The 15,835-nt window shown below is 44.3% G+C and carries 10 protein-coding genes; 2 read left to right on the forward strand and 8 right to left on the reverse strand.

The window, feature by feature from the left end; genetic code table 11:
- Positions 1 to 63: 63 nt before the first annotated feature.
- Together ACFI6G_RS20945 and torT are read right to left on the reverse strand one after the other, a co-directional pair.
- Complete coding sequence (locus tag ACFI6G_RS20945; RefSeq protein WP_010428948.1) at positions 64 to 519, reverse strand: methylglyoxal synthase; 456 nt, start codon at positions 517 to 519, stop codon at positions 64 to 66.
- A 62-nt stretch (positions 520 to 581) separates the two neighbouring features.
- Complete coding sequence (gene torT / locus ACFI6G_RS20950) at positions 582 to 1,652, reverse strand: TMAO reductase system periplasmic protein TorT (RefSeq protein WP_010428952.1); 1,071 nt, start codon at positions 1,650 to 1,652, stop codon at positions 582 to 584.
- A 92-nt stretch (positions 1,653 to 1,744) separates the two neighbouring features.
- On the opposite strand from torT, the gene torS reads away from it, so the two are divergent.
- A complete protein-coding gene (torS, locus tag ACFI6G_RS20955; RefSeq protein WP_010428956.1) occupies positions 1,745 to 4,801 on the forward strand; it encodes a TMAO reductase system sensor histidine kinase/response regulator TorS in 3,057 nt (1,018 codons plus the stop codon).
- A gap of 130 nt (positions 4,802 to 4,931) precedes the next feature.
- Here the strand turns inward: torS and ACFI6G_RS20960 are convergent, their stop codons facing one another.
- Genes ACFI6G_RS20960 through ACFI6G_RS20970 form a run of 3 tightly spaced genes read right to left on the reverse strand, consistent with a single transcriptional unit; the run spans position 4,932 to position 8,972 of the window.
- Positions 4,932 to 6,512, reverse strand: coding sequence for a hydantoinase/oxoprolinase N-terminal domain-containing protein (locus ACFI6G_RS20960; RefSeq protein WP_102385251.1), 1,581 nt, complete (start codon positions 6,510 to 6,512; stop codon positions 4,932 to 4,934).
- Positions 6,513 to 6,516: 4 nt separating this feature from the next.
- Positions 6,517 to 7,641, reverse strand: coding sequence for a DUF917 domain-containing protein (locus ACFI6G_RS20965; RefSeq protein WP_016785124.1), 1,125 nt, complete (start codon positions 7,639 to 7,641; stop codon positions 6,517 to 6,519).
- A gap of 5 nt (positions 7,642 to 7,646) precedes the next feature.
- Positions 7,647 to 8,972: a cytosine permease gene (locus tag ACFI6G_RS20970; RefSeq protein ID WP_016769184.1), complete on the reverse strand. Its 1,326-nt coding sequence runs from the start codon at positions 8,970 to 8,972 to the stop codon at positions 7,647 to 7,649.
- 93 nt (positions 8,973 to 9,065) lie between these two features.
- Here ACFI6G_RS20970 and ACFI6G_RS20975 point away from each other — a divergent pair, with 93 nt between their 5' ends.
- Positions 9,066 to 10,004, forward strand: a complete 939-nt coding sequence (locus ACFI6G_RS20975) for a LysR family transcriptional regulator (RefSeq protein WP_010428964.1) — start codon at positions 9,066 to 9,068, stop codon at positions 10,002 to 10,004.
- Positions 10,005 to 10,135: 131 nt separating this feature from the next.
- Here the strand turns inward: ACFI6G_RS20975 and ACFI6G_RS20980 are convergent, their stop codons facing one another.
- The 3 genes from ACFI6G_RS20980 to ACFI6G_RS20990 form a co-directional block, all read right to left on the reverse strand.
- Positions 10,136 to 12,490, reverse strand: a complete 2,355-nt coding sequence (locus ACFI6G_RS20980) for a fatty acid cis/trans isomerase (RefSeq protein ID WP_016769186.1) — start codon at positions 12,488 to 12,490, stop codon at positions 10,136 to 10,138.
- Positions 12,491 to 12,646: 156 nt separating this feature from the next.
- Positions 12,647 to 14,311, reverse strand: coding sequence for a VRR-NUC domain-containing protein (locus tag ACFI6G_RS20985; RefSeq protein WP_462710456.1), 1,665 nt, complete (start codon positions 14,309 to 14,311; stop codon positions 12,647 to 12,649).
- A gap of 57 nt (positions 14,312 to 14,368) precedes the next feature.
- The gene (locus ACFI6G_RS20990; protein WP_010428970.1) at positions 14,369 to 15,607 is read right to left on the reverse strand and encodes an L-lactate MFS transporter; all 1,239 of its coding nucleotides are present in this window, start codon (positions 15,605 to 15,607) and stop codon (positions 14,369 to 14,371) included.
- Positions 15,608 to 15,835 lie beyond the last annotated feature (228 nt).

The following is a 15,835-nucleotide window of genomic DNA, read 5'->3' on the forward strand; positions in this document are numbered from 1 at the left end:
TAAAGCAGGCTTTTTAGTTCTCGCGTATTGCCGCATCTATATCCAATCCAAGAGTGAATACAGTTAAGTGCGCTCAGCTAGATACGCTTCATAATCTGGAATCTCGATGATCACTTCTTGATCCAACAGAGAAGAATTAAACAAGAAGTTTGCAGTTGCGCGGTTAGTGGCAACAGGAATGTTCCAAACACTTGCAATACGAAGCAACGCTTTTACGTCTGGGTCATGAGGTACCGCATTCAATGGATCCCAAAAGAAAATCAGCATATCGATTTTTCCTTCAGAGATAAGTGCGCCTAGTTGTTGGTCTCCGCCCATTGGACCGCTGATCATGCTCTTGATTGCCAAGCCTGTTTCTTTGCTTAGTAGTGAACCCGTTGTGCCTGTCGCATATAGGAAATGGCTCTGTAGCTTTTCTTTATTTTCCTTAACCCATCTTAGTAGCTCTGGCTTAAAATGGTCATGAGCAACTAAAGCAATATGTTTGTGCGTTGGCATTGTACGCGTTGTTTTTTGCATGAATGTTCCCTAAATTATTGTTCGTATTTTTATTGTTATTGACTACTTAACTCAATATAACACTATGGATTCACACTGAATACCGGCCGAAACTCAGAAGGTGACAAAGAGTCGGCAATAATTTGATCTTTTAATGTTGCAGGGGTGAGCGCTTCAATTGTTGGTGCACTGTGCACCTCATAAGGCTGCCCACGCAAGTAGCTGACGGCTTGTTTTACGGATAAACGACCTTGCTCGACCATTTTATCTGTTGGTGCAAAAAGTACCTTATTCCGCAATAAGCCTCGGTAGATTCCGTGACTCAAATAACTTGAAATTAACCCAATTTCTTTGGTTTTGCCTGCCGCTCGGAGTTCACTGATCGCTGCTTCAATTGCGACCGCGCTGCCCACAATGTATTTGATATCAGGTTGTTCGATGACTTGTTGGACAAGGTTTCTTTGTAGCTCTTTATCGTTATCTGCCCAGTAGCTGATCGCGATTGTCACATCACTGGATTTAATCGCGTCGTAGAAACCTAATGCTACGGGTTTGGTGCCGCCACTGGATTGTGGTCCAAGTAATAGAGCAATAGGGGTTTTGCCTGAGCCTTTAGGATGTAGTTTTGCTAAGTATTCACCGACTTGAAAGCCCATTTGATACCAATCAACCCCCACAGTTCCTTTCAACACTTTTTGTTGTTCTTCACTCACTGTTAATTCGTTAACCGTAGCAAAAACCGGCGTTGAGCCTACCCAGTCGGTAAGATTATCGTGATAAGCGTCAGGTGAAACCGTGCCTAAAATAATGGCGTCAGCTCCCCATTTTGTGCAAAGCACTAATTGAGAAGCTTGTTTGGCAACGTTGGGGTAACCGCCTGCTTCCAAAACTCTGAATTCTACTTGTTGCTTCTCTGCTTCGGAAACCATGCCGTAATTGACCGATAACCAATATGAATCCTTAAGGTGAGGATAAATAGCACAAATCTTCTCTTTCTGTGATGTAGCGGTTGCCGGTTTTATAGGGCTCAAAGGTTCGCTAGCCTGACTTAGGGGCTTTTCAGAATCACTTAAAGATTCACTCGCATTTGTCGAAGCGCTCGTTATCACAAGCAAAGAGATAAGAAGTTTTGAAGCAAAGGGTTTAGAGAGCATGAATTGCCGTTTTATTGGTATTAGATAAGAAACACTGCAAAATATAGCGTATTCTGCATGGGTAAAGAAGAACGTTTTAAGGTTTAGGTTTTATGTTGTTAGCTTCAGCAAGTATTGGACGCAAGCTGCTGGCCTCATTTTTAGTGATGGCGATGCTCGTTCTTTTGTCTGCATTGATTGGTGTTTCTGGGTTTAGCTTTGTAGCAAAAACAGAGAGAAACGTCGTCGATTCGGCATTACCTGCGATGATTGAAGCTCGTCAGGTTTCTGAATTGAGTAATCGTATTATTTCGTCAGTGCAAACCCTCTCGAATGCTCGAAATGAAGCCGAGAGAAAAGAAGCGGGAACCGTCTTATTCGATCAACTTGAGGCGCTGCTCCAACATATCAAAGAGTTGGGTGTTGATAGCTTTGACTCTGAGCTTCTGAATAAACTCGAAAACAACGTGCAAAGTGTTATCAATACGCTGGCTGAGCTGGGTGTTTCTGTTGAACGTAAGTTATGGCTAACTAAAGAGCTGTCATCTCGTGTCGAAGAGATGCGTTTGCTTGCCGAAGAGCTTGAGCAACTCACTCGAACGCAAGTTCTGAATACTGCCACTATCGCGGTTGCTAATGTCACACATATCTATGACCTGCTAGAGTCACAAGAAACTGATAAAGCCTATCAAGCGCTAGATGCGCTTGTCGAAGTTGATCTCGACCTATCTGAACGTCTGCACGAATTGCATCTCCTCGCATTTAAGATGCTCAACCAAATTGAAGAAACTCAGACGGTAACCAATGTTGAACGTATTCATCAAATCCAAACTGAATTCGAATCTAATCTCAGAATTATGGTTCGCCGTGTAAAAGCGGTAGAAGATCCTACCCGTTCAGCACAGATGTCTCAGCTTCTTGAAGAGTTAAGAAAACGCCAAGTCGTGTTTGATATATCGCTAGAGCAATATGAAAACACCAAGAAGTCAGAGTTTCTGATGCAAAATACGTTGCAGTTGTTTTCTCAATTGAATACCACCGTCAACCAACTTATTGATGACTCAAATTTGAGTACAAAGAAAGCGGTAGATGAACTGACATCTACGCTAAGCTTGGCTCAATGGTCGCTCTCTGTCATCTCGATTATCGGCCTTGTTATTGTTGCCTTTATCGTGTGGCGTGTCGTTTATGTATCAGTGGTGAAACGTCTGACCGAGTATTCTTCAGCGTTAATGTTGATCGCACAGGGGCGACTTAATATTGATATTTCAGTCAAAGGTAATGATGAACTCGCTCACATGGGGGAAGCCATTATTACGGCGAGAAATACAGCGCAAGCGTTGCAAGTGGTGGCAGTGGGCGAAGCGAAAGCAAAACGCGAATTAGAAGAGCATAAGGAACATCTTGAAGAGTTGATCACTGAACGTACTTATCAACTACAACAAACCAACGAAAAACTGAATGTCGAGGTTGGTAATCACGCAAAAGCTCGTAATGCTGCTGAACAAGCGAGCCGCGCGAAATCCGCTTTCTTAGCGACCATGAGTCACGAAATAAGAACACCAATGAACGGGGTTTTAGGTACGGCTAGGCTACTTAAAGACACAGGGTTAGATCCACTACAGTCTGGTTATGCCGATATCATCAACCGCAGTGGTAAGAACTTATTAGCGATTTTGAATGACGTTCTTGATTATTCGAAGATTGAAGCTGGTCACCTAGAAATCCGAGTGGCTTCTTTTGACCTTCACCAGATGGTTCAAGATACATATCAGTTGATGGAAGGGCGCGCTGCAGAGAAGAAGCTAAATTTTGACTTCCATATTGAAAGTGACGTGAAACGCTATTGGCGCGGAGATGCGACTCGTATTAGCCAGATATTGAATAACTTAGTTGGCAATGCGATTAAATTTACCGAAAGCGGTTCGGTCGATATCTTTATTAGCCTAGATGTGGAAGATGAAAATCGGGTGATGTTCGAAGTATCAGATACGGGTGTTGGTATTGATGCAAGTGAACAGACATGTTTGTTTGATGCATTTAGCCAAACGGATAGTGGTCGGAATAAAACAGGTGGTACCGGTTTAGGCTTAGCCATTAGTAAGAGTATTATGCTGGCGATGAACGGCGACATTGGCGTCCATTCAGAAGAAGGCGAAGGTAGCCAATTCTGGTTCTCTGTTCCGCTTGAAATAGGCGAGAAAATAGAGACGAAAACGGCAGTAGTCGAAACCTGTATTCGTGCGAAAGTGCTTTTGATTGAAGATAACCCAGTGAACTGTATTGTTGCCGAAGGTTTCTTACATAACTTGGGCCATGAAGTTGTGATTGCTACAACAGGTCAAGAAGCTCGAGTCCTCTTTACTGAACAAGCGTTTGATATTGCGCTGGTGGATATTAACTTACCAGACTGCGATGGTGTTGAATTGATTCAGCAGTTAAAAAGCAGTTATGACACCCAGCGAGTCCAGACTTTATATGCCAATACTCAACATGTTCCACCAATGGTGGCTGTGTCTGCACACGTATTCAATGAAGAAGTCGAAGGTTATTTATCATCGGGGTTTGATGGGTTTTTACCTAAGCCGTTAGAAAAAGAAGCACTGTCACAACTCATTGTGACTCAGCTTGATGGTAAATCCTTGTTGCTTCCGCAGCCAGGCCCAGACGATGCTATATGTAAAGAGGCTGCAAGGCTAAATAAAATTGATAGGCCCAACAAAACGGATAGATTGAGCCGAACCAACGAAGAACATCAAGAGCCCCCTTATATGGCTGGTGTAATAGTTGATTCAATCTCGGAAATGAGCGCTCAGAAGTCAGGCGTAGGAGAAACGACAGTGACACTGATTGATCGAAAAGTAATAGAAGGCGACTTGTCTATTCTTGGTTTGGAGAAAATGAAACAAATTGTTGGGTTATTTGAAGAGAGTAGCCAGCAAACGTTGAATGAATTGGTTCAAGCAAGTGAAGCAGCCAATGGGCGAGAAGTAAAATCTCTGGCTCATAAGTTAAAAGGTTCTGCGGGTAGTTTAGGTTTATCTGCGTTATTGAATTTATGTCAGAGCATTGAAGCAAGCGATGATCCGTTGAAGCAGTACCGAGATTGCAGTGAGTCTCTGATTCAATTGACGAAAGACTCGCTAGCTGAACTACGATTACAACTATAAAGTGGTTGTTGAACTGAAACTCCGAGACTAAAAGTAAAAAAGCAGGCTATTTCTTTATTTGAATATAAAGAAACAGCCTGCTTTTTCCATTGTCGAATAAGACTTTAAATTAGACATTCTAAAAACGGCTCTAAGCCGTCTTGATATGTCCTGCAGCTTTTATTTTGATGTGAACCATATTGCCTTGTAGGTAGCTTAATGGAATCTCGCTGCGTTCAATGATCGCGACATTATCGCTGCAAGCGCCAGCTTCAATCGCCAGTTGCTTTGATTGTTCTTCCAAGCCTTTTAAGGTTTCCTCTCGAGAAGCGGGCTCAATCGGAACGATCTTATCGAACTGACCAGATATTTCACCCAGCGCAACACCAATGGCATTCGCTACTTCAAAGTGCTCTGGGCGAACCACTTGGCTTACACCTTCAAAATGATCTGGGAATAGGGCACTGCCGCCGCCAACCATGATCACGGGTACGCTCGCAGCTGACGTCTTCATTTTATCGATTCCTTCTTCAACATCCGTGACCATTTGTTGGTATACCTGACTGGCTTGTTCGCTCGATATACCAATCTCATCACTCAATTGATGCTCTGCCTGCCACTGCATTTGACCTGTTTTGAGTGCAATATCGGTTAGCGTAAGTTCATCACCGCCAAAGCTACGAGCGGCCTGCGTTAAGGTATGGCCAACACTTTCTGGGCCAAGCTCTATACGCTGTTGTTCAAAGCGAACCTTGGTACCACCACCAATCGCTAATGCCAAAATATCAGGCATACGGAAGTTGGTTCTGACTTCACCAATTTCTACCGCGAGGCTCGATTCTCTTGGGTAGCCGTGAGTAAGCACACCAATATCCGACGTTGTGCCGCCTACATCGACCACAATCGCGTCTTTAAGTTTGGTTAGATGGCTCGCACCACGAATCGAGTTTGTTGGGCCACAAGCCACGGTGAGAATCGGGTACATCAACGCGAACTGTTGCGACATTAATGTTCCATCGTTCTGACCGAAATAAGGCGTGGTGTGGATTTCATGATTGATGAGTGCACTGCAAAAACCGTCAACGAATCGTTTTGCTGTGCCTTGCAGAGCCGCGTTGAGGATAGTCGCGTTCTCACGTTCTAGAAGCCCTAAGCTGCCTACTTTATGGGAAAGCGATAGGTTCACGCCCGGAAGTTCTTGCTGAATGCACTCTGCTGCTCGAAGCTCTTGGTCGCCGTTGACGGGAGAGAACACCCCGCAGATAGCAACGGAATCCACATGGCCTTTCATTTTCTGACAAAGCTCGCGGATCTCAGACTCTTGAATGTTAGCGATCAACTGGCCGTCGTATTCATAGCCGCCGTGCGCTTGGTAGAAGTGTTCACCAAGCAAGTTTTGCCACGCTTTGCTCCAACCACAAAGGGGCGGGACGCTATCACCACTTGGAAGCGCTAAGCGAATCATGCCGACTCTGTCTAAACCTTTTCGTTCAACAATTGCGTTGGTGCATTGAGTCGTCCCAAGCATCGCATGTTTCACTTGCTGACCGTCAATGTTTGCTTGGTTTAATAGTGCAGTTATCGCGTTATCAATACCGGTTGAAATGTCGTGTGTGGTTGCCGTTTTCACCTTAGCAATCACATTTAGGTCTGCGTCGAGCAACACACCATCGGTATTAGTGCCACCAACGTCAATGCCAAGGCGGCAGTAATCAAGCGTAATGTTTGTCATGTTACTACCTCTTCAATGCAGACTTTAGTTGTTCAATGGTTTGATACTCGACGGTGTAGCCAAAGTAACCCGGGCCCGCAACTTCAATACCTTTGTCAGTGCGCCATTTGGAGTCGCAAGGATAGGCGATAAGGTCGATGCGCTGTCCGTAACGAAGTTGTTCGGTCGTGATTGGTTTACCGGTTTCATGATCCAAGATCGAAATCAGATCCGGTGTCGAAGCCAAAAGATTATCTTGATTCATGTCTGCGCGGCTTGTGCCTTTGTGCACGAGAAGCAATTCGTTTTGGAACTGCACAAACACGTTATCGATGCCGGTATCTTCAAACTGAGCCAGCTTTTCAATCACGACACCGCCTGTTGCAAATCCACCATCGGTTTCACGTTGAATATCAACAATCTTGCCACTGATGATGGTATGGCCACCAACAATGTTTAGTACGGCCTGTGTGCCACTCTGATTGTTGTCGTTCGCCAATCTAATCGCTTCACCAATCTTCATTGCTTGGGTCAGTGTTGCAGGCAGTGCGCTGCGTTTTAGGTTCTTACCGTTCATTGGGTAATCGCACATTGCTGCGGAGCCACCCATCTGTTCGGTAATTGGTCTCGCAAACTTTTCAGACCAAATACCGTCAATTGGGTAAAGTGTGACGACATTACCACGCTCATCAGCCAATGTGTTCGGAGCAGAAGGGAGGCCATCAAGAAAGAAAGTCACCATCTGAGCTTCTGGGAACGCACGGCCCATTGCATCACAGTCAATTACAGGGATGTTCTTTTGTGCTGCAACAAGGATTGGAATCAGCGAATTAAAACCGCCCACTTCGATAGGAAAAGTTGCCGCTACTTCAGTGTCGAGCGCTTTTTCCATCGCTTCGAAAGCAATCAACATTTGATCTTTCGAATTGAGTTTTTCTACTGCGACGGTTGGTGCACCAATCATTGAAGAGGGCACTGTCATCCAATCGTCTTGCACGTCTTCTAAAGAAATTATGCGTACAGGGTGCTTTGCCGTTGCAATGGCTACTTTCGCCATCAATGCACCGCTGTATGGGTCACCACCGCCGCCAGTACCTAATACCGTCGCACCAAGCGCGATATCATCAATCATTTGTTCAGTAATAATCACAACTACTATTCCTTATTACTTGAAGGAGAAAGCTTCATTAGGGCGAGGTAAATCACACCAGCGGCAAGAATGCCGTCTAACGCCGAGATGCTGGTGAACGAAAACAGGTTGAAGAACTCTGGTGCGGTACAAGCGCTGAATGCAGTACCAAATGCCCAAGAAGCCAAGCCTTTAAACATCCAAGCTGGAACTTGTTGGATGTTCTCAAAGCTCATTTTTGTCGAATCTAAAACATAATATTGAACGATGTAGACACCTGCCGCAGGCGCAATGGTTACGCTGAGGAGCATTAAGAAGTCAGTAAACTTGTTCACCATGCCGAGTTGAGCAATGCCAATACCGACGATGGTCATGATCACAACCAAAACAGGGCGCGGAATCTTCGGTAGAACCATCGACATGCATAAGCCGCCAGAGGTCAGGTTGCTACTGTTGGTGGTCCATTGTGCGAACACCAGTACGATAATAGCCGCCATACCTAAACCAAGTGTGAAGAAGACTTCTACTAGGTCGTCGGTGCCTGTCATTTTGGTCAGGATCAACGCGATAAGAATAATGGCACTGTTGCCGACGAGGAAACCGATACCCGCTCCTAGAATCGCATCACGACGCGTTTTGGCGTAGCGAGCAATATCAGGCGCGGCAACCGCAGCTAGAATCCAGATAGACATAACAAATGAAATAGCTTGGCCAAGAGTCAAAGGATCTTCAATGGATGGCGCTGCGCCACCTTGATAATCAGCGGCCATAAACAAACCGATGGTAATCAGCGTCACCATCAAAGGCACTGAATAGGTACTGAGTTTGCCTAAAGCACGAACGCCATAGATAGCCGTCATCATCATTAATACACTGCCGCCAATAAGAGCGGTGAGGTGTGAAATTATGATGTCGTATTTCGCTAGTGCATCGACCATGATGAAAGCGAAGAAATCAGCCTGGAATGCGAACCAGCCAACTAATGAGATGCCGTTGATGAAGCCAAGAATTTTACCGCCGTTACGACCAAACACCGCGCTGCTCACCAGCGGGGTAGACACGCCAGCTTGAAAGCCAATGTTGGCACACAGCATCGCGATGATCGCCAATAAGCCTGAACCAATAAACGTGGCAAGCAGTGCGTCTTCAAAACCAATCCCGCTACTTAGAATCGAGCCGAGAAACAACCCCGAAATATCGATGCCGATAGCCAACCAAATAAGGCTGATAACCCACCAAGATCGTTTGGCTTTCTCGGGAACGGGTTCCAATTCGAAGTCGTCTATCTTTTTGTGGCTGTGTGTTGCTTCGGGTTTATTCACGTAAGCTTCTGCCGCCATAGTGCCATCCATGCATTGTTATTCCATAAGTGTGAATAAAGCATACTGATGTATTTATTGTTAATAAATGAATATAATCAGATGTAAACATAACAAAAAACAAATGTGAGTGACAAAGTGAATTCAAACAATAAGTTAGATAAAAGAGACCTGCGAAGATTAGAGCTTTTTTGTGAAATTGTTGAGCAAGGAGGCATCAATCAGGCGGTCGCAAGCACCGGGATTAGCCAGCCTGTGCTGAGTAATCAGCTTATTGCCTTGGAAAAAAGCTTAGAATTAACATTATGCCAACGTGGAAGAAGGGGTTTTAAGCTGACTCATGAAGGTGAGCAAGTGTATAAATATGCGAACCAACTAAAGTTAACCCTAACCGACTTCGCTTATAAGTTACGAGGTGTACAGACAGAACTCTCTGGGCATGTTCGAATTGGATGCTTGGATAACACCGTCACTTTGCCCTATAACCCACTTCCTAAAGCGATCGAGACGTTTTACCAACGCAGTAATAGTGTTGAGGTGAGTGTTGATGTTGGCGATTTCACCCAGTTGAATGAGAAGTTAGCAAAGAACCAGATTGATATGATGATAGTGGTTCTAGGGTCACATCAAAAATCAGCGTTTCAACATAAATACCCATTGTTTGAAGAGCACAGTTATCTGTATGCGCGCAAAGATCTGGCTGAGAAGATCATGGACAAGAACTTCTCATTGGATGGTTGTCGTATCAATATGGGGGGTTATGCTAAAGGTGAGATGTTCCGATTACTGAATATTGAGCAGTACGATTCTGTAAAGCCTTTTGATGGTTGGCATGTCGAGTCGGGGGTGATTCTAACCTTGGCTGGCACACACTTGAGTTTTTTACCGTCTCACTTAATCGACCGTGGCCATTATGACCAAGCTTTGATTCCACTTCAGCCTGAGAAATGGAGCCTTAAGAGCCAGTTTTACGTGGTGCTAAAGCAGCCTGTGGATTCCCTTTCCCCTGCCGCGCGTGCGTTTTTTGATGAGTTACACCAACTGGAAACATCGGACTCAAACTAGGGACTCCTTTGTTTCTAAATCATACTGAAGGTACTTACCTTCGCTTATAGAAAAACCCTCCGAGTGAGGTGCCCAGAGGGTTTTTATCCATTTAAAGTTCTAGGATAACTCGCTTACTGATCTTAATTCGATTAACGGTTCTCAAAGCGGTTGTAGTCCAACAGGCCAAATTCAATTGGTTGGTCTTTCTTATACCAACGATGAACGCGGTCACTGAACGGCCAAAACTCGCTAGAGCTGCGTCGTACTGCAAACTTATCAAGTAGCGCTACATAATCTTCTTCTGAATTTATCTTCTGCAACACCGATACGAGAGTGGGTATTTGCTCTTCTGTTAATGATAAATATGCGGCTGGATAGCTTCCTATAACGCCTCTAACTAACGTTAAATCATCATTGGCGTAATCTCTGTTACCTTCTTCATCAAATAGGCTCGAGATGTTGCTGTGGGCGTTATTGTGAATGAGCGTAAATAACTGTTCTTCACCGTTCTCGCCTTCAATCATGATCATGATGAGCTGAGGTACATGGCGTAAGCCTTCCCCTCGAATCAAATTAACTTGACTCAATAAGGCTTCATTTTTTTTACTAAAGCCTGTCTCGACGATGTCGAATCGGTTATCGAGTACAGGTTCTAGTTTTTCTTCAATCATGTTGAGCAGTTCACGCTTAGGATCGGCTGTTTTGTAAACCACGTTTGTCGGCTGCTCGAAAGGTGCGATGTTACGTTGCAGGAAGTCACTTAATTGCACGCTCTGGTTTTTGTACCAGCTTGAATGCTCAATGTGTCGAACGTCTTTAGGAAGAAGAGTTAAGAAGTTACTTTCACCTTCTAAACGTAAGAAGTCCATGAACATGCGTGTAATTAGTTGGTGGCCAAAATTACCGTAAACATCAAAACCGGCAACAAGGAGGTAATGGATTCGCTCTAATAAGGCGTAATCTAGAATCCAGGCTGTTTTAGGTTGCGGGCCGACCAATCCTTGGACAACAGAGGCGCTATCAAAATGTCTAAAGATGGTCAGCGCTGCATTTCGGTTAGTACCATTACCGTCCCAAATAATGCTTGTATCTAAGTTTACACCGCTCCCAAACCATTGGTTGGTGAAGTCTGATTTCGCATTGAGGTATCGTGCTTGTTGCTTCGCGTATCTTACCCAATTCGTTACCGGTACTGTGTTGCTTGTAAGCTCACTAGGTAGCTTTAAGTTTTTCTTTTGACTTGCGTAGAAGGCATTTATTTCTGGTAAATCGGCTTTCTCTGGATCGATAAAAAATACCCAAAAGCGGTCATTAATTACGTTGAGAGCGAGTTGACCACGACACACTGGTCCTTTAATAAAGGCCATAATGGTGTTTTGCGCATTGTCTAACATGAAGTGGAAGCGCGAGTTCACTGGTATCGCTTCGAAAGACGTCATGGGGTTAGCTGACACGTCTATATCATAGCTAGGAAGTTGTTTTACCTTGTAATCCGCATCAACAAACCATGTTTTCCAGTTTTGTAGACGTTCTTTATTCAATGCGAAAGGCATGTGAGTTTTGTCGACAATAGTGCCTTGCTCGGGTATTAGTCGATAGTAAACACGTCCAACTTTTGGATCGTCGTAAGGGCGACGAGTGCTAATGCGTTGAACGGCTTCGCCTGGAGGCGTGGCAGAGCGGACAAGCGTAAAAAAGCGAGTTGGCTGAGATAGGTCAGAGAAATACAGGTGTGATAAAAATAGGTGCTCGTAGATGTAGCGAGCGGAAAGTTGGCTCTTAAGGTCACTTTCATTAAAAAGGTTTTCATAGGTATCGACCAACGCTTGTTCACTGTCATTGAGGGGAATATGGTCATTCATCAGTGCACCATTTTCCAGCCAACTCATTAAGGTCGCATATTCCGTTTTATCTAAGTTAGGCATACCATAAGGCATCCCCCAAGTCGGGTAATCTCTTTCGTATTGAGCATATTCTTCAATAGTCGGACACTGTTGATCGCGATTGGTTGAAAAATCGAACCCTTCTAATTGCATTTGATCGGGGAGAGGGTGGTTTTCTTTCTGCATCAACATTCGAGAGACAAGACCTGCATCGAGGTTTGCGGTTGAATTCTGCATACGTTCGTTTAGCACAGGGTGGAAGCTTGCATCGCGCCACTCTTGCGTAGTGATTGCGTCTTCGAATAAACGAGTTGGAGCAGAGGCCGTTAAACGAGTGCCTTGGTAGACGAGTGTTTTGCTCGCACCTCGGTCTATGCCTTCCACAGACGACATTTTGAGTTGGCAAGGAGCGTCGTAACACGCGTGACAAACTACACAGCGGTTATCAATGATGGGCTTCACTTCGTCAATGAAGTGCTGGGCTTGAGCCGAGAGAATAGGGGCTTGGCGATCACGTACTTGTTGTTTACCAAACAGCTCGTCGAAGTTTAAACCCGCGTAGACAGCACAACCTGAGAAGACGCTAACAAAAGCTAAAATGAAGAGTTTTTTCAAATTCATACGTATTTAATATTAGACATTTTCTTTAATTATATCGAAAACGATTGAAAATGCTCATGTTCTAACGATTTTATAGACAAGATACGGATAGGATCGAATAACTCTCTCGCACTTATTATCTGAAATCGGGTCTCACTATTACACGCATGTAGCGGGTTATTGATTGACGTAACAAACTGAGAACGGCAATTCAAGACGCTCGAATTCTTTAATCCATCGCCATTGGTTGTCTTGCAGTTTATCTCCAGGCCCTTTGACTTCAATCCAATGAAACTCTTCGTCTTTGAACGCAATCAAATCCGGCATCCCAGTTCGAAACAGTTTTAAATCACTCAATATCACTTTGAAGAGATCAACAGCTAAGGCATTTGGAATCGAAGCCAAGCTGTGTTCGATGAGCGCCTTCGTGAAATAATTCCAATGAACAAAGGGATTAGCGATACCTTGTTTTTCATCGTAAGTGTCGCGCAAATGGTTTAGCCCATGTTTGGATATAGCCTGAAACACGGCTTCAACCTGTTCGGCTCTCTTGTCTACGAAATCTGAATGGTACAGATCCAGTGGTCGATGTTGGTATTGGTTGATAAAGGCGCCATCTACGTCTGCAAAAATCACATTCCAGAAAGCCAAACCAAATAAGCCACATAAAAAACTGTTCTCAGAGAAATAGACATTCCATCCTTGGCTTTCAAAGTGCTGCTTTACCGCAAGCTCGACTCGCATTTGACTGAGATCTAGCTCCAGCTTTATCTGATCGTAACTTGGTTTGGCGCTACGTTGTACTTTGTTTCCTTGCATACGGAATAACCTATGTTCAAGCTTAGCCGCGACCTCTAGCTCTGATACATCTGATGGCGTACTTTTCATTTCCGTGACAATGTCACACATTAGGTCTAGCTCACCTTGTTTGTCATAGATGCGAGCAAGCCGTTCTCTGCTGGGAGGAAGTATAGATTGCTTGAACCAAAAGACAGCTTGGTCGTTTAGGTTCAATCTTTCTAGATCGCGAGCAATATCATTGATCAAACGCGATCGTTTTCTGGCAATACTTCTGTGATCCGATTCAGTAGGTATCGACAGCAAAAGCTGCTCAAGAAACTCACTGTCTTTACGGTCCCCCTCAAAATACAAGCGTTGTACATCGTGCATTTGGATCAGTTGATTGAGCTGTTCTCTAGAGGTGAAGAAACGACGCTGTTTGCTTAATGGGTAGTTTTCGAAGTTGTTGAGTCCAAGGTCGCTCAGAACGAATTGGCTTAGGTCTTGATAAGTATTGGCAAAGAAGAGCAGCAGCAATACATCAATCACTTCAGATTCGACAACGTAAATACAATCGAACGACAAGTTTCGGAACTGATCAAAAGGTTGGTGGTCAAGTAACGCCAAGAGTTCGTCTTTCTTCGCTGTCTTATTGTTTTTAAGAGATGGAAATGCGCTGAACAGCTCTGGTTTAGTAAGTAGATGCAATCCTAATTCGAGATCACTAATGACGAGGTTATGTTGTTCAGTTGGGTGACTTAACGTAATGAAGCTCGATGCGTTTAGCTCTTGTAGGGCGCTTTTCAGATCTGGAATCTCAGCATAGTCGAGCTTATCACTTCTAAACCAACAGCCCTTGCGAGAAAGCAAACGAACCATTAGACACTGGCTTGTAACCGAAAGACGTTTGTATTCAGACAACCAACGGTATTCATCGTCACTCAGAAGATCGGGATAGAGTGTTTGAGCGTGTTCAATCAGTCGATTAAAGTTGTCGAGATAATAAGTAGGGAAAAGCTGAGGAGTGGTTTCTATCGTCAATGGGTTAGTCGCTTGATACAAAAAGAGCCTAACCTTAAGGTTAAGCTCTTCTGTAACAAATTCAATCTTTTCTGACGATTAAGCTTGAGAGGCTTTTAGTTCAGAAACTTTAGCTTCTGAGATAGGCTTCGTGATGATTGCTAGCACAATACACACTGCCATCATAGCTGCAGAGATTGTGTAAGCTAGGCCGTAACCTTCGCCATTTGTCATTGAGTAACCAACAACCGCTGCGCCAATAGCACCGCCGATACCCCATGCCGTGTAAAGCACGCCGTAGTTAGTACCGTAGTTTTTCAGGCCGTAGAATTCAGCAGTTAGTGTTGGGAATACTGCTAGAAGCGTACCGTAACCAACAGCTGCGATAGCCGTACCAATGATTAGCGTGAATTCAGAGTTGAACGTAGCGAATAGAGCCATGTTCGCGCCTTGAAGGATGAACGCTAGAAGTAGAGTACGTACGCCACCGATTTTATCTGCAAGCATACCCGCAGCAACACGGCCGCCTGAGTTAAATACAGCAAGGATAGACGCTAAGTAAACTGCGTTTGGTAGGTTCGCTTGAACGCTAGCAATCGTAGTGATGTTACCGATGATCATAAGACCAACAGAAGCAGCAAACGCGTACATGATCCATAGAGAGTAGAACTGAGGAGTCTTCAGCATTACTTTCCAAGTCAGGTCTTCAGTCTTCTTAACCGCTCTAGGTGCTTGGCCTTCTTTTACTTTAGGCTCAGCTGGCGTGTAATCCGCTGGTGGGTTGTTGATTGTTGCTGCTAGAGGTACTGCAATTGCAAGTACACCAACACCAAGAATCATAAAGCTTGTTTGGATACCCATGCTATCGATTAGCGCAGAAGTTAACGGTGCCAGGTAAATAGCGGCAAGACCGAAGCCTGCTGCGATTAAACCATTAACCATACCTTTCTTAGATGAGTGGAACCACTTCATTGCTGATGGAGAAAGACATGCGTAACCAAAGCCGATACCAGCACCTGTCATCACGCCAAATGTCATATTCAGCATCATAGGTGTAGTAGCGAAACCAGAAGCAATCATACCTAGGCCAGTAAGTGCTGTACCCAGAATAAGGATCTTACGTGGACCCATGCGGTCTTGTAGGATGCCTGCAACAAGAAGACAAACTGAGAATGTGATAGTTGCAATAGCGTAAGGTGAAGATGCTTCAGCAGCACTCCAACCAGCTTCTGTCACTAGCGCTTTGTTAAATACACTCCAAGCATACAGGATGCCAAGACAAAGGTTGATACAGAAGCCTGCTAGCAGGATACGTGATGCTTTATCAATCTTGCTCATTTTTATTCTCAGTTCTGTCATCAGTTAGGTGAGAGCCACTTAACTAAAGACGGGTTATTGTGATTGTTTCTTCAAAATTAGTTTGCGTTTATCAACAGATAGCGCAAAAGAGCGCGGATTATAACCAATAAAAATGTGATTGGAATCTCTTTTTCCATTTTTGGTCAATTAAATTCGGTTTGTTAATGAGTTGTTTTTTATTGGTTTTTAAATTGTTTTGAACACCTT

It is taken from the genome of Vibrio sp. PSi01 (assembly GCF_054960695.1).

Excerpts from the sequence above, each read along its gene's own strand:
- ACFI6G_RS20960 (WP_102385251.1), bottom strand. The coding sequence starts at position 6,512 with ATGACAAACATTACGCTTGATTACTGCCGCCTTGGCATTGACGTTGGT.
- torT (WP_010428952.1), bottom strand. The coding sequence starts at position 1,652 with ATGCTCTCTAAACCCTTTGCTTCAAAACTTCTTATCTCTTTGCTTGTG.
- torS (WP_010428956.1), top strand. The coding sequence starts at position 1,745 with ATGTTGTTAGCTTCAGCAAGTATTGGACGCAAGCTGCTGGCCTCATTT.
- ACFI6G_RS20970 (WP_016769184.1), bottom strand. The coding sequence starts at position 8,972 with ATGGATGGCACTATGGCGGCAGAAGCTTACGTGAATAAACCCGAAGCA.
- ACFI6G_RS20980 (WP_016769186.1), bottom strand. The coding sequence starts at position 12,490 with ATGAATTTGAAAAAACTCTTCATTTTAGCTTTTGTTAGCGTCTTCTCA.
- ACFI6G_RS20990 (WP_010428970.1), bottom strand. The coding sequence starts at position 15,607 with ATGAGCAAGATTGATAAAGCATCACGTATCCTGCTAGCAGGCTTCTGT.
- ACFI6G_RS20945 (WP_010428948.1), bottom strand. The coding sequence starts at position 519 with ATGCAAAAAACAACGCGTACAATGCCAACGCACAAACATATTGCTTTA.